At 69.8% G+C, this 18,637-nt stretch carries 14 protein-coding genes and 3 pseudogenes; 6 read left to right on the top strand and 11 right to left on the bottom strand.

Annotated features, from left to right (window positions below; genetic code table 11):
- Positions 1-117 precede the first annotated feature (117 nt).
- Positions 118-396, bottom strand: a complete 279-nt coding sequence (locus tag OG580_RS29090; RefSeq protein WP_267046611.1) for a helix-turn-helix domain-containing protein — start codon at positions 394-396, stop codon at positions 118-120.
- Positions 397-713: 317 nt separating this feature from the next.
- Here OG580_RS29090 and OG580_RS29085 point away from each other — a divergent pair, with 317 nt between their 5' ends.
- Positions 714-1,559 carry a hypothetical protein gene (locus OG580_RS29085; RefSeq protein WP_267046610.1) on the top strand — a complete coding sequence of 282 codons (846 nt, stop codon included), beginning with the start codon at positions 714-716 and terminating at the stop codon, positions 1,557-1,559.
- Between the two features lie 69 nt (positions 1,560-1,628).
- Here OG580_RS29085 and OG580_RS29080 read toward each other — a convergent pair whose 3' ends face one another.
- Positions 1,629-2,066: an NUDIX domain-containing protein gene (locus OG580_RS29080; protein ID WP_267046609.1), complete on the bottom strand. Its 438-nt coding sequence runs from the start codon at positions 2,064-2,066 to the stop codon at positions 1,629-1,631.
- 30 nt (positions 2,067-2,096) lie between these two features.
- A complete protein-coding gene (locus tag OG580_RS29075; RefSeq protein ID WP_267046608.1) occupies positions 2,097-2,888 on the bottom strand; it encodes an SDR family NAD(P)-dependent oxidoreductase in 792 nt (263 codons plus the stop codon).
- Between the two features lie 195 nt (positions 2,889-3,083).
- Between OG580_RS29075 and OG580_RS29070 the strand changes: the two are divergent.
- A pseudogene (locus tag OG580_RS29070) lies at positions 3,084-4,309 on the top strand (IS256 family transposase).
- Between the two features lie 303 nt (positions 4,310-4,612).
- Here OG580_RS29070 and OG580_RS29065 read toward each other — a convergent pair.
- From OG580_RS29065 to OG580_RS29055, 3 genes and pseudogenes are all read right to left on the bottom strand, one after another.
- Complete coding sequence (locus tag OG580_RS29065; RefSeq protein ID WP_267046607.1) at positions 4,613-6,673, bottom strand: serine/threonine-protein kinase; 2,061 nt, start codon at positions 6,671-6,673, stop codon at positions 4,613-4,615.
- Between the two features lie 110 nt (positions 6,674-6,783).
- A pseudogene (locus OG580_RS29060) lies at positions 6,784-7,119 on the bottom strand (glycosyl transferase family 2); the annotation flags it as partial.
- A 156-nt stretch (positions 7,120-7,275) separates the two neighbouring features.
- Positions 7,276-9,807: a hypothetical protein gene (locus OG580_RS29055; RefSeq protein ID WP_267046606.1), complete on the bottom strand. Its 2,532-nt coding sequence runs from the start codon at positions 9,805-9,807 to the stop codon at positions 7,276-7,278.
- A 674-nt stretch (positions 9,808-10,481) separates the two neighbouring features.
- Between OG580_RS29055 and OG580_RS29050 the strand changes: the two are divergent.
- A pseudogene (locus OG580_RS29050) lies at positions 10,482-10,673 on the top strand (CorA family divalent cation transporter); the annotation flags it as partial.
- Here OG580_RS29050 and OG580_RS29045 read toward each other — a convergent pair.
- Positions 10,670-10,945 (bottom strand): hypothetical protein, encoded by a 276-nt coding sequence (locus OG580_RS29045; protein ID WP_267046605.1) that lies wholly within the window; start codon positions 10,943-10,945, stop codon positions 10,670-10,672. The pseudogene OG580_RS29050 and the gene OG580_RS29045 sit on opposite strands and share 4 nt — an antisense overlap.
- On the opposite strand from OG580_RS29045, the gene OG580_RS29040 reads away from it, so the two are divergent.
- Positions 10,934-11,359 carry a 2'-5' RNA ligase family protein gene (locus OG580_RS29040; protein WP_267046604.1) on the top strand — a complete coding sequence of 142 codons (426 nt, stop codon included), beginning with the start codon at positions 10,934-10,936 and terminating at the stop codon, positions 11,357-11,359. The genes OG580_RS29045 and OG580_RS29040 overlap by 12 nt on opposite strands.
- Before the next feature lie 282 nt (positions 11,360-11,641).
- Here OG580_RS29040 and OG580_RS29035 read toward each other — a convergent pair whose 3' ends face one another.
- Positions 11,642-12,082: a hypothetical protein gene (locus OG580_RS29035; RefSeq protein WP_267046603.1), complete on the bottom strand. Its 441-nt coding sequence runs from the start codon at positions 12,080-12,082 to the stop codon at positions 11,642-11,644.
- 149 nt (positions 12,083-12,231) lie between these two features.
- Positions 12,232-12,807 (bottom strand): DM13 domain-containing protein, encoded by a 576-nt coding sequence (locus tag OG580_RS29030; RefSeq protein ID WP_267046602.1) that lies wholly within the window; start codon positions 12,805-12,807, stop codon positions 12,232-12,234.
- 331 nt (positions 12,808-13,138) lie between these two features.
- Between OG580_RS29030 and OG580_RS29025 the strand changes: the two genes are divergently transcribed.
- Together OG580_RS29025 and OG580_RS29020 are read left to right on the top strand one after the other, a co-directional pair.
- Positions 13,139-14,365, top strand: coding sequence for a cytochrome P450 (locus OG580_RS29025; RefSeq protein WP_267046601.1), 1,227 nt, complete (start codon positions 13,139-13,141; stop codon positions 14,363-14,365).
- 14 nt (positions 14,366-14,379) lie between these two features.
- Positions 14,380-15,156: a crotonase/enoyl-CoA hydratase family protein gene (locus OG580_RS29020; RefSeq protein WP_267046600.1), complete on the top strand. Its 777-nt coding sequence runs from the start codon at positions 14,380-14,382 to the stop codon at positions 15,154-15,156.
- 171 nt (positions 15,157-15,327) lie between these two features.
- On the opposite strand, the gene OG580_RS29015 is transcribed toward OG580_RS29020, so the two are convergent.
- Together OG580_RS29015 and OG580_RS29010 are read right to left on the bottom strand one after the other, a co-directional pair.
- Positions 15,328-17,880: a glycoside hydrolase family 3 protein gene (locus OG580_RS29015; protein ID WP_267048166.1), complete on the bottom strand. Its 2,553-nt coding sequence runs from the start codon at positions 17,878-17,880 to the stop codon at positions 15,328-15,330.
- Between the two features lie 2 nt (positions 17,881-17,882).
- Positions 17,883-18,635: a PIG-L deacetylase family protein gene (locus tag OG580_RS29010; RefSeq protein ID WP_267046599.1), complete on the bottom strand. Its 753-nt coding sequence runs from the start codon at positions 18,633-18,635 to the stop codon at positions 17,883-17,885.
- Positions 18,636-18,637 lie beyond the last annotated feature (2 nt).

Raw genomic sequence — 18,637 nt, 5'->3', positions numbered from 1 at the left:
CGAGATTCCTTAAATCGGTGAGCAGGACAGGACGAATCAGAACGCCTCGATGGAAGGGCGTGCCGGGACGACCAATGATCCGGAGAATCCCCGGTTAGGCTAACCGGGGATCGTCGGCTACCTTTCGCCCACTCCGGCCACCTCTGAGGGTGCGCGGGTATCGGCGAGGAGAGCCTGGGGTCCGAGGGCGGCCGCGATGGCGACGAGGTCGTCGATGTCGCAGCGCCGGACGGCGCGTTCGATGCGGGACAGCGCGGTGAAGGTCATGGGTCGGCCGAGTGCGGTGACGCGGGCGGCAAGCTGGCGCTGGGAGTAACCGCGGGCCATGCGGATGCGTTCGATGGCCTGGGCGGCGACATGTCCGGCGGGTCCGATTTCGAGCGGGCGTGGCGGCATGGGTGGTGTTGTAGCTTGCGCATCGGCCGCTCGGGAAGGGTTTTCCCGTCTGCCGTGAGCGATCCGGATCACACGGGAATTTTCGGCAGCGATTTCGGCAACCGGGATTTCACCCCTACAGTTGCCGGACCGCCGACGCGGCGAACCTGCAACCTTTAACGAATTCCGGCCCTAAAGCTGGACTTCCCGCACCGGGTGTGGCTGTGTTGGCCACACACGCCGGCCCCGCCGGATTCCTCCAATTCCCCATGCGGTCTCTCGACGCGACCGCCGAAGGAGCCGCCCCTTGGAAACCGCCACCCCGATACCTTCCCCCGATGACGCTCAGCCGGCCTGGCCGCAGGACGCCATCCGCGGGCAGTCGGCCGCCTCTCGTCATCCCCCTCGCCTGCAAGGGCAACCACAGCGACTCCGCCACGTCCGCCGAGCAGCTGGCCTCTGCTTCGGCCCACACAGAAGCGGTCCACATCGGCGCCTGGAACGAGACCCCCGGCCTGCTGTTCAGCACGCAGCTCCCGACGGACGGCGGCACGATGACCGTCCACGCCCTCCAGGCCCCGGGCAGTGGTGGTCGGCTGTCCCCGGCAGAGGGCCGGGAGGCGAGCCTGAACGCCCCGCCGTGCCAGGCGAACGTGATGCCGGACATCCACCCGCCGGCAGAGGGCCTGGTGGCGCCGGAGCCCGTACGGGGCTGCCACGTGCAGGCGAAGGACTACGCCTGGTTCCAGGAGTCCCTGGCCCACACCACTGCGGCGGGCCTCATGGCCTTCACCGGCTCCGGCCACGCCACCGCCCGCCACCTGACCGACCGACAGGGCCGCAAACGCTTCACCGGCCTCGAGAACTCGGCCAGCATGAGCATCCAGGACGCCGCCCACACCCTTCTCGGTACCCAGTACGTCGGCACCGACCACGTCTTCCGTCTCAACGGCCCCCGCGTCGAGGCGTTCTCCGGCGTGGACGCGGAGGTCTTCCGCCTGCTCGCCCGGGGCGACGTCGAGGAATACCGTGCCCTCGTCCACGCGAGCCGCCACGTCCGCCCCCGTCTCACCTTTGACAAGGACTGGGGTGGTCCCGTCTCCGTGCACGCCGACGGATCGATCCTCGCCCTGCGGCTGCTGCCGGGGCTGGACGAGGAGTCCCGTCCGGGCTCCACTCTCTGACGCCGGAACGCCGCCAGGGTCGGCTCATCTCAGAGTCGGCCCTGGTGGCGGGTTGATCTACCAGAAGGCTCAGAGCGATGCCTCGGCTCCGAGGCCTCCGGCGCTGATGGCTCCCCGTAGGACGTGGGCGATCCCCTCCGGCTTGAGGTCGATGCCGTCGAGCCCCTCCGGGGTCAGCGGGATCTCCTCCAGCGCGTATTCGCCGCGGCCCTCCGCGCTGAACTCGGGGCCGGTGCGGTCCTCGAAGGACCAGGTAGCGATGCGGGCGAGGTAGAAGAGCTGGCGCTCGTCATCGGACTCCATGGTGTGGAGGAGACGGATGATGTCGGCCTTCCCCGCGATCTCCTCGTGGATCTCCCTGTGGAGGGCGGCCTCCCGGGAGACGTCGTCGTGTTCGACACCGCCGCCGGGCAGGACCCAGTACTCGGGAATGCCGGGCCTGGTGCGGCGGATGACCAGCATCGTGTCGTCCGCGGTGACGAGGACGGCTCGGACTCGTTCGATCATTTCGGTTCGTCTCCTTGCTTGTTGACGGTCTCAGTGGAGCAGCCAGCCGCCGTCGACGTGGACGGACTGCCCCGTGATGAACGAGGCGGAGGGGCCCACGAGAAACGCCACAAGGGCGGCGACGTCCTCGGGCCGGCCACGGCGCGGGACGCACTGGCGCTTGATCTGGTCCTCCGGCCGCGCACGGTGCCGATTGGGGAGCGCGTTCTCGGCCTCGACCTGGATGGCTCCAGGCAGGACCGTGTTGACGCAGATCCCGTACGGGCCCAGTTCGCGGGCGAGGGAGCGGGTCAGGCCCAGCAGCCCGGCCTTCGCGGTGCTGTACGCGACGAGGTTCGTACAGCCTGCGCGGGCGTTGACGCTGCCGATGTTCACGATCCGGCCCCAGCGGCGTTCGATCATGCCGGGGGTGAGCGCGTGGCACGCGCGGTAGTGGACGGTGAGGTTCACGTCGAGGGAGTAGTCCCAGGCAGCTTCGTCAGTGTCCTGCCAAGCGACGCGGGGGTAGGCGCCGGCGTTGTTCACCAGAATGTCGACGGGGCCGATCTCGGCGCGGACGAGGTCGGCCATGGTCTGGACGGAGCCCGGATCGGTCAGGTCGGCGTTGACCGCGATCCCGAGGCTGCCCGCGCGTTCGAAGGCCGCGAGGAGGACGTGGGCGTCGTGGTCCTGGCCGAGGTGGTTGACCGCGACGGTCGCTCCGGCGGCGGCGAGCGCCCGGCCGATCTCGGCGCCGATGCCGGTGGCCCCGCCGGTGACGAGGGCGTTGCGGCCCTGGAGCGGCCGGGTCTGGAGCGGGGTCTCAAGCAGGGGCAGGGACATCGCTGCTCCGTTCTCCCGGGTGGGGTTGAGGGGCCGGTGTGGTGGTGAAGAAGGTGTCGAGCGTCGTGTGCGGGGACTGTAAATCGTTCGGTGTAACTCCCGATCATGGAGGATGCATCGATGACCGGTGAGAACGTGACCGAGGTCGAGGCAGTCGAGGCGGTCGAGGCGGCTGAGCCGTAGGCGTCGAAGGCGGTGGACAACCGGCTGCTCGACGAGTTGGTGTCCCGGGCCCAGGCCGAGGGCCTGCGGCTGACAGGTGAGGGCGGGCTGCTCCAGCAGTTGACGAAGCGGCTGCTGGAATCCGCCCTGGAGGGCGAGATCACCGATCACCTCGGCTATGACAAGCATGATCCGGCTGGGAAGAACGGCGGGAACAGCCGCAACGGCACCCGAGCGAAGACCGTCCTGGCGGACGTCGGCCCGGTGGAGGTATCCGTGCCCCGCGACCGGGACGGATCGTTTGAGCCGAAGATCGTCAAGAAGCGGCAGAAGCGCCTGACCGGCGTCGACGAGATGGTCATCTCCCTGTCCGCGAAGGGCCTGACGACCGGCGAGGTCCAGGCCCACCTGGCCGAGGTCTATGGCGCTGACGTCTCCCGCCAGACGATCTCCACGCTCACCGACAAGGTCCTCGATGCGATGGCCGAGTGGCAGAACCGACCGCTCGACCCGGTCTATCCGGTGGTCTTCATCGACGCCATCCACGTGAAGATCCGCGACGGCGCCGTGGCCAACAGGCCGATCTACGTGGCTCTAGCCGTCACGGCTGAGGGCCGCCGCGACATCCTGGGGCTGTGGGCCGGCGACGGCGGCGAGGGTGCCAAGCACTGGATGCACATCCTCACCGAGATCAAGAACCGCGGCGTGAACGACGTCCTCATGCTCGTCTGCGACGGCCTCAAGGGCCTGCCCGACGCGGTCGAGACCGTCTGGCCGAAGACGATCGTGCAGACCTGCGTGGTCCACCTGCTGCGGAACTCCTTCCGCTATGCCGCCCGCCAGGACTGGGACAAGATCGCGGGCTCCTCAAGCCCGTCTACACCGCGGCGACCGAGGAGGCCGCCCTGGAACGGTTCGCCGAGTTCACAGACGCCTGGGGAAGGAAGTACCCGGCGATCGTCCGGCTCTGGGAGAACGCCTGGGAGGAGTTCACCCCGTTCCTCCGCTTCGACACCGAGATCCGCCGCATCGTCTGCACCACCAACGCGATCGAGTCCGTCAACGCCAGGATCCGCCGCGCGGTCAAGGCGCGCGGCCACTTCCCCAACGAGCAGGCCGCCCTGAAGTGCGTCTACATGGCCATCATGTCGCTCGACCCCACCGGCAAGGGCCAGGCCCGCTGGACCCTGCGCTGGAAGACCGCACTGAACGCCTTCGACATCACCTTCGACGGACGCCTCTCCGCAGCCCGCCAGTAATCCCAACCACACTGGTTACACCGCTCGATTGACAGACCCCGGTTCCACCTTGAGACACCCGGAGATCGCCGGCCCCAGGCTTGCGTTGGCCCAGGTCGACTGCCCACGGCTCAGGGCCGTCCTAGCGGAACGCGATCAGGGCGGTAACAGGCCAGTTGTCGTGCACGCCACGGACCAGCCCAGCTCGACTGGGCACGGTGAAGGATGAAGCCCTGGTTCCGGCTCACCAACGACGAGCGGGCTGCGGCGGAGGTTTCCTTGACAACGGAGGCGCTGCACCGCGCCGACTGCCGGCAAAGCGGTCTACTGCTGGGCGATGGCAGCGCGAATCCGGTGGTCGACGCGGAGGTCGTGCGTCAGGTGCCCGAAGTACGTCACGCACTCCGGGTGTTGTCGCAGCATCGCCGCCACCGAGCTGGCGGCGTCCCCGCTCAGGGGCGTCCACCATGAGAAGCCCTCGGCCTGACCGCTCTGGTCGTCCAGGAGGGGGATCCATTCGAACGCGCCACCGCAGCACGCTTCCAGGAGGTCGAGTTCCTTCGCCCGGGCAGCTTCCTCGGCGATACCGGCCAGCCATCTGACGGTGGCGCCGAGTTCCTCGGAACCGTGGGAGACATCCGCGCCGAAGAGTGTCGCCATCGCGGACACGACCTCGACCGCACGAGCGGCGTCGGCCAGCAGATCCGTCATGATCGAGGCGACGGGAACCTTGATCAGCACGTCGAAGTAGAGAGCCACGTCGTCGGGATGCGTTGCGGCCAGCGTCAGGAGGTCCGACCCCGCACCCGTCGACCCGTCGAGCAGTTCCCGCTGAAGGTGCTCGCCGCGTAGGGCAACGGGCTCCGCCGGCCCGTCCAGCTCTTGCGCAACGAAATCGAGGAAGGCGGACACCGTAGCCGGACGTCGCTCCGGGTCCCTCTGGGTCGCCTCCCGGACGATTGCACGCCAGGGGCCCGACTTGGGGAGCAACGGAACGTTCACGAGGGGCATCTCACCCGTGACAACCCATCCGATGAGCTGTCCCAGGCTGTAAATGTCGGCGGCGGGGCCCACGAGGTGGGCGTCGCTGTAGTGCTCAGGTGCCGCGAAACCCTCGGAGCCGAGGAAGACCCCCACGCGGGTCCGCTGCGGATCGGTCGTCTGCCCCAGGGGCCGCCGCACGATCCCCCAGTCCGCCAAGACCCAGCGGCCTTTCAGGCGCAGGACGTTGGCCGGCTTGATGTCCCGGTGGATCCATCCCGTGCGGTGCGCCACCGCGAGGACCGAGCAGAGGGATTCCAGCAGCTCCCGCAGAGCCGCATCATCGCAAAACTCCTCCCGGCAGCTCTCGGCGGTGGCCTCCGCGTACGGCATGACGAACCAGGTGTACTTGGGATCGAAGTCCAGGACCGGCATCGCGTGCGGGTTCCCGATCAGGTTGCGCCCGCATTCGATCTCCCGCTTCATGCGGGCAACTTGACGCTCAGACGGATACTTGTCCCTCAGCTTCTTGAGGATGACGACCTCGCCGCTGGGCTTGTGCACAGCCTTGAAGACGTCTGCCTGGCCGCCGTCGGCAAGGGGTAGCCTTTCACACCGGTAGTCCTTGCGCTCGCCCCGCCGGGAGGGGCTGACCAGCTCTCCCGTTCGTGGTGCGATCAGCGGCTTGCCGGCGATCTCCTCCAGTTCTCCGGCTTCCGAGAAGAGGGTGATCCGGTCACTCGTGTGGGCGATGACATCCGCGAGGCTCGCCGAAACCGGCGGGTTCGCATCCGCGGGCCGCCGGGGAGCGACGACGTTCCGGAAGACCTCCGCCGGCTCGAACCCCTCGGCAAGGTACTGGAGCACCTCGCGCTGGTCCTCGGGAAGCAGCGGCTGGAAGGCGTCAAACTGCGCCCTGTCTGTGATGGTGCGGATGGCCTCCAAGGTCCGGCCGTCGATGCCCAGCTTTGTGAGGTCGGTGGCGGAGAACCGGGCGAAGAGAGTCCTCGGAGCGTGGGAGGCTGGCCGCGAAGTGACCAGCCGCTCCATGGCCGCGACGTCCCGCACCTCCAAGCTTCCCGTCGCCGAGTTCACGGAGAAGAGCCGGGTGGCGGCCCACCGCAGGGCCTCGTCGTGCGGCAGCACCTTGAGGAGGAGAAAGGTCTCACTTCCGTCGTCGGGCGCGAGAAGCACGCCCCTCCAGAAGGCCGTGATGCGTATCGTCCTCATCCGCGGATCAAGGGCCATGCGCGCGACGGACAACCCCAGGCCCTTGTCCGCGTACAACTCGGCCACAGTATGCGACTGAAACTTGGCCATCGCCTTGCGAACCCCGGCCCGGACGGGCTTGTCCAGACGCTCGTAATCGGTCCAGAAGGTGTGCACGACGGCAAGCTGCGGCAAGGGTAACTCTCCTACGTGAGAGGCTGGTTGTCCGTCTCTCCAGCGTATCGCCCGGGCGTCGACCAGAAGGCCGCCGTTCACCGGTCCTGTGCCCCTCCGGGCGCGCGTACGTCCATCGCCATCAGGAGATAGAGGGACGCGATGAACGGCAGCAGCGGAGCGAGCCACATCGGCTACCGGTAGTAGCGGAGCATCGGCACGTACGTCCCCGCCATCACCGCCCACGCGGCACCGCCCACCCACGCTGCCACCGCGTTCCCGCTGCGACGCCGACTACCAGGGCCACCGGGCAGCGCCAGATAGACGAACACGAGACCCGCGACCGTCCTCACGAGCAGCAGCGGGTTGTCCCACAGTTGCGCGTACGCGCTCCGCGCGGCAATTCGCCACAGCTCGCCGACTCCCGGATACGGGCGGACGCTGTCAACCCGCTCCGCGAGGCCCAGCCTGACCGCCAGCCGCCGGGCACAAGGCGGGGTCCACCATATTGGTGGACCCCGCCTTCGGTCAGGGCATCAACCAGCCCGCCCGCCGCCGCACTCGCCGCTTCAGGATGGTGGCATCGTCCACCAGCGGCGCCCGACGGCGGGTTCGGCCAGGGCCTACACCTGCAGGATCAACGTCTCCGCCTGGCCGAGCACGCCTGCACTCTCCTGCGCCTTCGCCCGGGCGGAGGCCAGCCGCTCCATCCACTGGATCCGCTGTTCGGCCGGCAGCGGATCCTCGGCAATACGGTGGCGCAGCCGGCTCGCTTCGTCGAAGTCCGCCAGAAGGGCGTTGGCCGCCTCGATCGCCCGCTGGTAGTTGCCCACCGCCAGTTCGATCCTGGCCGGCAGCTCCCTACGGAGTTCAGCGAGCCGGACGCGCGGGTCGGCGGGCGGGGCCTGTCCGGTCACCGTGGTCGCGTCGTCGGCTTGGTCACTGTCCTCCGAGGCGGCCTCCGCACCGGCAGTACCGTCGCCGGTCGTGCCCGTCCGGCCGGATCGGGCCAGCTCAACGGGGAAGCGGCGGTCAAACCACTCCTTGTCGGCGACGAAGCCGGTGGGGGCGCCGTCGAGGTCGGGGACGAGCACCATTCCTGGCACGATCGGGGTCCGATCCTCCTCGGCCACGTGCGTCTCGCCATAGCAGACCGGCAGGCCGCCACCGGGGGCCTCGGGTGCCTCGGTCACGTCCGGGTGCTGCAGAACGGACCTCGCGAAGGCGAGCAACAGCTCCCTGCTAACGCCCGGCACCGGCTCGGTGTACGCGAGCGTCAGCGCGGCGAGTGCGTTCGTCGGAGTGCGGCGCACGCCCTTGCGCCCCTCACTCGCCTCACTGCCTTGGCCCGGGGTGACCAGCGGTTCGGGCGCGTGGATCAGCGCGGGTGCCATCCGCTGCACCAGCGCGGCCCAAGCGGTGGTGTCTCCCGCCTCGACCCCGAGAAGCAGTTCCTTGAGCGCCCGCGGGTCCTGCCCGGAGCCGTCCTTGACTTCGGTCGTGCCGAACATGCCGAGGGCGGACAGGATGTTGGCGCGGTGAAGGAACAGCTGCGCGATGGCGGCGGACCACAGCCTGGTGCGCGACTCTGCGGTCTTGGCGCGGACCTGGCTCCAGGGCGCCTCTTGCAGCGCGGCCCTTACGATGGGCCAGTCGCGTCCCGTCTCCCGGACCTGGCGCTTGCCCGTCTGCGGACCAGCGGGCGGGACGTCCGGGAAAACCAGGGTGGTGATCGCCCTGATGGCGATGTCCCGCAGGGTGACCGGGGAGACCTTCTCGTCACTGGGCAGCAGCGCGGCTAGCGGGTCGAGCGGGCCGTTGGCGGTGAGAGCGTCGCGGATACCCCCGAGGTCCAGCAGTTCCGCGCCCTGGGCGGTGGGGAAGGCGTCCGAGAGCACCGGGCCGAGCCTCTTCTCCTTCAGGTACGCGTCGACGAGCGTGGCGAACAGTGCGATCAGGCGCGCGTCCTCGTCGTACGGCTGGATGCCGCGAAGGTGGTCGTTGACGTTCAGCGCCCGCAGCACGTGCTCCAGCGCGGTCGGGTTGCTGCACCCGATGACGATCTCGGTCGGCACGGTGGCGATCTTCATCGCACGCAGCGCCTTGTGGTCCGGTTCCGTCGTCTCCGAGGCGCTGGCCTCGTTGAGGGCGTGGGAGACCCGGTTGAGGACCTCCCGCTGGTTGAGGAGCAGCAGGCCGGGATCGTTCGGCCCCTTGGCCAGCGGCACGGCTGACTGGGGCATCCCGGTCACCAAATGCTCGGACCGCAGGCCGAAGATGTCGAGGCGGGCCAGCGCGCGGTTGTTGGCGGTCACCGCGACCATCCGCCACAGCCGAGATGTGGCGCCGTCGGCGTTTGCTACCTGCCACTGCTGGAGGACACTCATGCCGCGGGTCAGCTGACCCGCCGCGACCATGGACTCGGCGAGGTCATATCCGCGGGTCTTGCCAGAGCGGCGGAGGTTGTCCAGCGCATAGCCGTTGATGTGGAACGCCACCTCGTACGGCTGCTCGGCGAGGACGAGAGCCGACCTGGCCTCACCGTCCTCCTCGGCCGCGCGGACCACCGGGCGCGGCCGGCGCTGGCCGAGCGCGGCGAGCAGGGCGGTCTTCGTGCGCTGAGCCTCCCGCGACCGCTTGGCGGCCTGCGCAAACTTCTCCTCCGCAGCAGCGAGCGCCGCAGCGGCATGCTGATCGTCTCCCGGCGCGCGACGCCGGACCTCACGCTCCTTCTCCGCGAGCTTCAACATCTTCGCCGCGTCCTCCACGTCGGCTTCCGCGGCGACGAGGTTGGCAACGAGCCGACTGGCTCCCGGGCCGGGCGGGGACCAGCAGCTGACCGTCCGGTCATTCAGGTCCCACGGGACCACGGCGGCGCCGTGGACGTCGCACAGGAGCAGGAGCACCTTGTCGGCGCCCGACTGAACCACGCGCCAGGCGGTCGGGCTAAGGACTTTCTTGCCGCGCGAGACGACGACGATCTTCTTGATCTCGGTCTCGCCCAACGCGGTGGCGAGACCCTCGGTGATCGCGGAGCGCGGGGGCGGGACGACGCCCTCCTGCGCGCAGGTGTTGTCGATGGCGTCCGCGAGCCGCTCGCTCCAGACGTCGGTGCCGATGTAGGCGTAGGGGCCTTCCGGCCGTTTGTTTGCCACGGGGCTGTCCTTCTCCCAGCGGGGCTGGGGTCAGTACGCACCCGTCCTCCGGGCGCGTGACACGCGCCCGAGGTGGAGCCTCCAGGCAGGCGGAAACCGGCTGGCAACCATGGTTGCCTGGCGCGTACCGCTTCGTACGATCCCGTATACCAACGCCCGCAGAAGGATCACCCCGAACAGCACCTTAGGCCTGGGATCTCGCGACTGGTTTCTGCTCCGCCGGCGGCGGCATGAGACGGACGCCGTGAGGACCACGACGTGTTGAAGGTGACTGTGCCTGCGAGAGCTGGCCCACACGCGACCCCTTCGACTCAAGCCACTCGATCGGGTGAACAACAGTGTCAGTTCTGTTGCGGGACATGCCTGTTGAGATATGGCCGCTTGGTGAAGTCAGGGGCGCGGAGGCACAGCGAAGGGTGCCCTACTGCACGATGTGAACAGCGGCTGTTCCAGATGAGCTCCTGGGCGCGCGGATCACGGTCCCGACCATCGGCGGTCCTCCTTCAGAGGCAGCCTCCTCTGGGGAGAATCTGGGGAGAATGAGGCTGCGTTGGGGAGCGGCTGGGGAGGATCGGCCGTACAAACGGGCAGCACAGTGAAAGGGTCGGAAAGGCAGATCGCCGCAGGTCGGACTACCCGTCTAGCCGATTTTCGCAGGTCAGCGGTATGAGGGCGACGACTTCAAGAAGATCTCCGCCTGGGCGGCCATCCTCTTCGCCCCCACCCTGGTCGGCACCATCTACGGCATGAACTTCGAGACCATGCCCGAACTCCAGTGGGCGGCGGGCTGCCCCTTCGCGATCCTGCTGATGGCCGTGGTCTGCGTCAGCCTGTACGTCATCTTCAAGAAGCGCGACTGGCTCTAACAGGCGAACCGGGCCTCCTTGGAACGCAACCGCGCCGGCGGCTGAAGATCACCAGACAGCACGTCGGCCGCGACCGCCTCGACCACGCCCAACTCGTTGCCCTCGCCCACCCCCAGTGCAATGGGCGCAGCAGCGGACTGGCCTGCGATGATGACGGCGTGCCAGAGCCAGGGACCACTGCCGTCGTCATTGCCTTGCCCGATGCCGCCCCGCTCCTCGATGCGGCGTGGCGTATCGACCCGGCTCTGGTACGTCGTGGGGTGCCGGCGCACGTCTCGCTCCTCTACCCGTTCGTGCCGGAATCGGCGCTGACGGATCAGGACGAGAAGGGCGTGCGTTCCCTGGCTGCGAGTTTTCCGGCAGCTGATCTGCTCTTGGAGGAGGTCGTGACGGCGTCCGGCTTCGTCGCCGTCACCGTTCCGGGACTCCAGACGATCGTCGATGCGTTCCGCGCCCGGTGGCCCGGATTGCGCCCGTACAAGGGCCGCTTCGGGCCGCAGCCCGCCGCCCATGTCACGGTCGCCATGGGTGCGGACAACCCGACGATTGCCGCCCATGTCCGCGCTGCGATCGGCAGCCTGCTGCCGCTGCACACCCGTGCGGCGGCGGTCCAGCTGGTGGTGCTGACGGAGGAAGGCTGGCAGCCACGGTTCACCGTGCCGCTCGGCGTCCCGGACGGGCCGTAAGCACCGCCCGCCAGTCCCTCGCCCCTGGCCGCGAACACAGCCCGAGGCCGGCACCCCCGCCTGGACGACCCGCTGCTCATCGAGTGGCGCGGCGGAGGGTCGGCCGTCTGGAGCCCCCATCCCCTCCGAGGAGTGAACACAGCAGTGCGGGCCGCCACCCGGCGAGGGCGGCGGCCCGCACTGCTGCGCTATTGCTGTCAGCGGGGCCATCGCAGGCCCGTTCGCCTTCTCCGGCTACCGCGCCCCGACGTCGGCCGTCTTCGGCCGACCGGTGATCCCCGATCAGCGGCGGCCGGTGGCCAGGATGACGAGGAACTGGCCGCCGCCCGCCTCGATGCCGGCGGTCACCGGCAGCCCCGGTAGCAGTCGGGAGAACCGGTCCACCAGCCAATCCGCCGCCTCTTGGGCGTCCTTCCTGGTCGGACAACGGCCCACCATCTCGCGGCCCCCCTTGCGCTCCAGCCTCTCGGCAACGGCGATCAGCGGCGCGGGTTCGACCACGTACAGGCGCTCCGGCCAGGCGATGACCACCTTGACCGCACCCTTGCGGCTGTTGCACCCGCGGTGCGCGAGCCGCTCGGCGACCTTGGCCTTCCGGTCGGCGGTCCGGCTGTCGACGCTTGGCCCCCGCGGGTCGTTCACCGACTCGTCGGGGTCGACCGGTTCGTCACAAACCCAGCACCGCCAGCCGTCGCGCTCGGCCACATCATCAAGAAGACTCATCCCAGCAAACTAGCCTGCGCGGCCGCCACCCGCGCACCAGGGGCCACGGAGCTCCTGGCGATCCGTCCTGTTTCCGCGGCCTTGTGACGGACCCGGCTGCCGCGTGATCACCGGTTGGTACGCGGGCCGACGACGGTGTCGTACCGGTGTCAGGTGCGAGCGAGCGCCGCGGCGCCGAAGGAGACGTCGAACCGGTCGCACCAGATGCTGATGCTCGGGTACGTCGACCAGTCGAGCTCGGCGGGCAGCGGATAGTTCTGGTCGCCCTTGTTGCCCTTGAGCTTGGCGAGGTTCACGTACCGACCGTCGTCGAAGACGCCCCAGCCCGCTTTCCCCTCCTTGACCGGTGCGTCGCTCAGCCAGACGCGCAGGTCGGGGCCATTGCTCGTGTCGAGCCCTTCGAGACGCAGCGTGTGGCTGCCGTCGGCGAGGCGGACGACTTTCACGGTGCCGGTCGTCGAGTGTTCATGGCTGATGAAGGTGCCCTGCGCGAGGGTGACGGGACCGGTGGGTGCTGTGGGAATCTCCGCCGCGGACGGGCTCGTGTCTGTCGTGGGGGATGCCGCAGGCGTGGTCGCGGGTGTGCCGGCGGTGGGCAGCGCTTCGTTGACGGTCTCGTCCACCCACAGGGCCCAGGGCTTGAACCACACGAGTCCCGCCACCACGGCGATCGCGACGGCGATGCCCAGCCCTGCCCACAGACTTCTCCGACCGGCGCGTTCCACAGGCTGCTCTCCTTCATGCTTCGTCGACCATGTTCGCCTCCACCTAACGCGCCCCTGTGCATCCACGGAAGGCCCCAGGAGGACAGGACGCCCGCCGAACACGCCCTCGGCTCGCCCACACCGATGGATCCGGCGCTCGCCGCCGACGGCGTCGCCGAGGTCTTCGACAGCGACACGTGGGTGTCTGCCGGCGGTCGGCGTGCGCCACGTCACCCGAGCACCCGCGTGCCACGTCACCCAAGCACCCGCGTGCCATGGGCCCCGTAACCGCGCATCTGATCAAGGGAGCTCCAGGGCGTCACCCCGCCCTGGACCACTCGTTGAGACGGCCGTGTCAACGAATGCTGCGGGTCTGATCGCCCGCACCCCGAAGAACCTGCTCGATCGGCGAGTCGCCGACCCCTACCCGTACTTCGCCTGGCTCCGGCAGCACGCGCCGGTGTCGGCGGAGCGGAAGGCCAAGGGGATGACCGTGTGGCAGATCGCCCGCTACGAGGACGTCGACGCGCTGATCGCCGACGGCAGGCTGAGTAAGCGGCCCGACCGCGTCGCCCACTACGTCGCCGGGCCGCCCGGCCTCAACCGGCACCTGGTCCACAGCGACCCTCCCGATCACACCCGGCTCCGGGCAGTGGTGAACACCGCGTTCATCCCGCGCCGGGTCGTGGCGCTGGAACCGGTCATCCGCACCGCCGCCGAAGAGCTCCTGGACCGGCTCGACGGCCGGGTCCGCTTCGACGTCGTCGGCGACTTCGCCGGACCGCTCACCTTCCGGGTGATCTGCCGCATCCTCGGCGTGCCGGACGCGATGAACACTCCGGACCTGCGCGAACTGCTCCTCGCCACGGTCATGCCGACCGGGCCCCACGCCACCCGGGAGGGCGTGGAGCGCACCAACCGTGAGCTGTACGCCTTCCTGACCTCGCTGGTGGCGCACAAGCGGACCGCCGGGGCCGAGGAAACTGAGGAAACGGATCTGCTCGGCGCCTTGGTCCACGCCTGCGACGGCAGCGACATCCTGACCCGGGAGGAGCTGCTGTCCACGGCCTACCTGCTGCTGCTGGTGGGCCACGACACCACGCTCAATCTGATCGGCAACGGCACCCTCGCCCTGCTCCAGCACCCCGACCAGGCCAAGCGACTGGACGCCGAGCCCGACCTGATCGGACCGGCGGTGGAGGAGCTGCTGCGCTTCGACGCGCCCGTGCGCGACGCCACCTTCCGGGCTGCCGCCGAACCCGTCGAGGTCGGCGGCCACACCATCGCGCCCGGCGATGTGGTCAGCCTGCTGATCGGCTCGGCGAACCGCGATCCGGCGAAGTTCGACCAGCCCGACGTCCTCGACCTCTCCCGCACCCCCAACCAGCACCTGTCCTTCGGCCGGGGCCCGCACTTCTGTATCGGTGCCGCCCTGGCCCGCCTGGAGGGCCGGATCGCGTTCCCGCTTCTGCTGGAACGTTTCGGTCAGGTCCGGCTCGCCGTGCCCGCCGAAGCCCTGACCTGGCGCCCGACCCGCGTCATGCGGGGGCTCGCGTCCCTGCCCCTCGAACGCTACTGACAGGCGGACCCCTGATGACCACTCTCACCACCCCCGCGCTGACCTCCGACGCCCCCGTACTCACCGAGGTGCACGGCACCGCCCTCGTCATCACGCTGAACCGGCCCGCGGTCCGCAACGCCATCGACGCGGCGACGGCCGCCGCCCTGGATGCGGCGCTGTCCGCGCTGGAGGACGACGACGCGTTGCGCGTCGGCGTGCTGACCGGAGCGGCCGGTCACTTCTGCTCCGGGATGGACCTCAAGGCGTTCCCCGAGCACGGCATCCCGACCGTGGCCGACCGCGGGCTGGCCGGGCTGACCCGTGCGGCCCGGACGACCCCGTTGATCGCCGCCGTCGAGGGCGCGGCCGTGGCCGGCGGCTTCGAACTGGCCCTGGCCTGTGACCTCATCGTCGCCGGCCAGTCGGCGTTCTTCGGCCTGCCCGAGGTCGCCCGGGGCCTGGTCGCGTCCGAGGGCGGAGCGATCCGGCTGCCCACCCGCCTGCCCTACCACCTGGCCATGGAACTGCTGCTCACCGGAGACCGGCTGCCATCGGTACGCGCTGAACACCACGGGCTGGTCAACCGCCTGGTACCGGACGGGCAGGCGGTGACCGCCGCCCTCGACCTCGCCGAGGAGATCAGCCGCCACACCCGCGACGCGGTCGCCACCGTCAAGCGGATCGTCGACACGACGCGGGGCCACGACGAACCCACCGCTTTCACCCTCCAAGACCCCATCAGCGACCGGCTGATGGGGTCCCCGCAGGCGGTCGCCGGTGCGAACCGGTTCACCCGGCGGACAACCTGACCGGACCTTGGCCGAGGTGGCCGAGGTGGCCGAGGTGGCCCGAGCTTGTCGGGGTTGATCACCGAGCCTCGCTCGTTCGGATGATCGACGAACACTGTGTCGGCGCCTCGTGGACGTCTGCCGGAAGAATCCGGCGCGGATCGTTCCTCGACGCAGTGCCCCTGCCCCTGCCTACCCCGGCAGCAGCCAGCCGACGTTGCCGATGTCCAGGACGGCCGTTCCCTCCGTGTAGAGCATGAACGGCACGTCGACATGGCGCAGGTCCATCCCGACGGCCAGCAGGTCCGCGAGCGGGACGGTCAGCCTCGTCCACTCCCCGGTTCCCGCCTCCGTCAGCCACGGCGTCAGGTCCAGGCCCGGCTGGGCCGGATAGTCGTCGTGGCAGGCGAGGTACACGGGCGCCGAGGGCCGTTCTCCGACCCGTACGTCCAGACCGATGGCGGCCCCCGCTGACGCGTATCCGCGCAGGTCGGACGGGACGCCCGAGACCGCCTCCGCGTAGAGGAAGGCCGGGAAGCCCTTGAAACGCACCGTCAGACCGGCGGTCCCGCCCGGGGCCGGCACCGGGGCCGCGTGGACGATCAGGCACTCCATCGGCTCGACGAGCGACACGTCCTCGCGGGACCAGGTGTTGTGCCCGCCCACCCGCAGGCGGTACGTCCCGTCGCCCGCCTCCGCGTCGAGGACGTGCAGCGACTCCGAGACGGCCGGGGGCGGGGTCGTGTCCTCGGAGTCGTCCACCGGCAGCGGATCGGTGGGCGGCTCGTCGTGTACGGACAGGCCGTGGCCGACGGGGAACAGGGGGGTGAAGCGCCCTTCCGGCGCGGTCTCCTCGGCGGGGACACGGTATCCGGGCAGCTCAGGCGGTATCCGGTTGACCGCCGATGCGTCGCGGGTACGCGGCCAGGAGGCCGGCAGCCGCCCCTGGAAGTCGTGGGCGACACCGCCTTCCGGGGCGGCGAAGAGGACATCGGTGATGCCCTCGCCGTGCGGTCCGGGCAGCCATGCCGCGACGAACGCGTCGGAGAGGTTGATCTCCTCCGTGCAGTACAACGGCCGGCCGCCCAGAAACACCGTGACGGTCCGGACCCCGGCCGCCCGCAGACGGCGCAGCAGCTCCAGGTCGCTTGCGTAGGAGCGCTTCAGATCCGCGTAGGCGAGACTCCGCCAGGGCTTGAGCGTGCCCCGCATCTCGGCGTACGAGTCCTCACCGATGGCGACGATCGCCACGTCGTGGGCGCGGGGGTCGGCGTGCTCAAGGCCCGGATCGACCGTGCACCGCTCGCTGCCGACCACGGACCGCACGGCGTCCGCGACGGTCGCGCCGCCGGGCAGGTCCTCGGTCCGGATGTCGTCGCCCTGCCAGGTCAGCGTCCAGCCGCCGCACTGCTTGCGCAGATCGTCCGCCCCGCTGCCGACGACCAGGGTGCGGGCGGTACGGGGCAGCGGCAGGAGCCCGGGGGAATTCCTCAGCAGGACCAGCGACTTGCGGGCGGCCTCCCGGGACAGCGCGCGGTGCGGCGCGCAGCCCACCACGTCCGCGGTGACGAGCGGGCGCTCGCGCGGACGCGGCTTGTCCCACAGCCCGGCGCGGAGTTTGACCCGCAGGATCCGGGTGACGGCGTCGTCGATCCGGGAGAGCGGGATGACCCCCGTGCGGACCTGCTCCACCGTCGTGCGGTGCGCGGTCTGCCAGGCGGTGCGGCCGGCGATCATCAGCACGTCCAGACCGGCGTTGATCGCGTATCCGGCGTCGCCCGCCGCGCAGCCCGCCACTTCGGAGTGGGCGTCCCAGTCGCTGATGACGATGCCGTCGAACCCGACGGAGTCCTTGAGGACGTCGGTCAGCAGATAGCGGCTGCCGTGGACCTTGTGGTTGTACGGCTCGGCACGACCGGGCGTGTGATCGTAGTTGGCGGGATGCTCCCAGCTGCTGAAGGAGACCATCACGCTCTGCGCACCCGCCTCGATGCCGCTGAGGAAACCCTGCGCGTGGATGTCGCGCAGCACCTCCTCCTCGCAGTGGGCCGTGCCCCGGTCGGCGCCGTCTGCGGTGCCGCCGTCGGCGATCCAGTGCTTCAGGGTGGCCAGCACCCGCTCGTCGGTACGGAGCGCGGCCACATCGCCCTGGAGCCCCTCGACCATCGTCCGGCCGTAGGCCCTGACCAGGGCAGGATCCTCGCCGTATCCCTCGTAATAGCGGCCCCAGCGGCGGTCCCGGGGCGTGGTGACGGTCGGGGCGAAGATCCAGTCCATGCCGGTGGCGGCCACCTCGCGGGCGGTGGCCTCGCCGATGCGCCGCATCAGCTCGGGGTCACCGGCGGCGCCGAGCCCGATGTTGTGCGGGAAGACGGTCGCCCCGAAGACGTTGTTGTGACCGTGCACGGCGTCCGTCGCCCAGAGGAACGGGATGCGGAACGGACGGTCCTTGTACGCGTCCTCGGCCGCCTGCCAGTACAGGTCGACGGTGTCCACCCACGCCTGGACCGAGGCGTGCCGCTCGCCGCCCGGCCAGATCCCGGCGCCGTTGAGCGCGGAGCCGATCTTGAAGTCGCGGACGTCGTCGGGTGTCAGCTCGGCCAGCTCGGGCTGGATCATCTGCCCGACCTTCTCCTCCAGGGTCAACTGGCCGAGCATGTCGGCCACTTCGCGCTCGATCTCCGGGTCGGCCGGAACGGCGGACCGTATCCGGGGCCAGACGGTCGGGGGCTTCGGTGCGTCCATGGTCACGGTCCCTCCACTTCCTCGGTGGTCCAGAACTCCTCGACGGTGCCGTTCATCACGCGCTCCTGGAAGGCGAGCGGGACCACCGGCCGGTCCTGTGCCGGTGAGAACAGCTCCACCTGGGTGCGGTGCTCCCGGAAAGCCGCCTGCTTGACGGACAGTCGATCGGTGATGTCGAAGGCGACCAGGCGCTCGTCCCCTGCGGGAACGTCCGCGGCCGGACGGCGGTTGACGAAGGCGAACTCCTCCTCCGTACGCTCGTCCCAGACCACGTAGCGGAAGAGCGCCGGGGTCATCCCCAACTCACCCAGGCAGGACAGCACGACCTCCCCGGTGAGCCGGTGGTCGGCGTTCAACTCCCGTATCTCGTGCGGGAGGTACACCACGCTCACCTCGGGATGGGCTCGCAGGACACGGGTGACCTCGCGCCGGAACTCCGGGAGGTGATCGGCGAGCCGGGTGTCGGGAAAGCCCAGGAACTCCGCGCTCTCCGCGCTCAGACCCATGGCCTTCGCCGCCGCCCGCGCCTCCCCCTGACGGATCTCACGCAGCTCCGGTGGCGAGGGGTCGCTCTCGATGCCGAGCACGGCCGCGTGCGACATCGCACCGTCGGTGGAGAACACCACCCGCACCCGGGCACCCTCGGCGGCGTGCCGGGCGATGGTCCCGCCGCAGGCGATCACCTCGTCGTCCGGATGGGGGGAGAACACCAGAACCAGACCCGCGTCGCGTCGCGCCACCATGTGCTGCCACATCC

Origin of the sequence: Streptomyces sp. NBC_00094 (assembly GCF_026343125.1) — a bacterium.
GTDB lineage: Bacteria > Actinomycetota > Actinomycetes > Streptomycetales > Streptomycetaceae > Streptomyces.
The sequence above is the reverse complement of the archived record's forward strand: the minus strand, read 5'-3'. Positions and strand labels throughout refer to the sequence as shown.

Bases quoted from the DNA above. Each gene is read 5' to 3' on its own strand.
- OG580_RS29090 (WP_267046611.1), bottom strand. From the start codon at position 396: ATGCCGCCACGCCCGCTCGAAATCGGACCCGCCGGACATGTCGCCGCC.
- OG580_RS29085 (WP_267046610.1), top strand. From the start codon at position 714: ATGACGCTCAGCCGGCCTGGCCGCAGGACGCCATCCGCGGGCAGTCGG.
- OG580_RS29020 (WP_267046600.1), top strand. From the start codon at position 14,380: ATGACCACTCTCACCACCCCCGCGCTGACCTCCGACGCCCCCGTACTC.
- OG580_RS29015 (WP_267048166.1), bottom strand. From the start codon at position 17,880: ATGGACGCACCGAAGCCCCCGACCGTCTGGCCCCGGATACGGTCCGCC.
- OG580_RS29035 (WP_267046603.1), bottom strand. From the start codon at position 12,082: ATGAGTCTTCTTGATGATGTGGCCGAGCGCGACGGCTGGCGGTGCTGG.
- OG580_RS29080 (WP_267046609.1), bottom strand. From the start codon at position 2,066: ATGATCGAACGAGTCCGAGCCGTCCTCGTCACCGCGGACGACACGATG.
- OG580_RS29010 (WP_267046599.1), bottom strand. From the start codon at position 18,635: ATGTGGCAGCACATGGTGGCGCGACGCGACGCGGGTCTGGTTCTGGTG.
- OG580_RS29075 (WP_267046608.1), bottom strand. From the start codon at position 2,888: ATGTCCCTGCCCCTGCTTGAGACCCCGCTCCAGACCCGGCCGCTCCAG.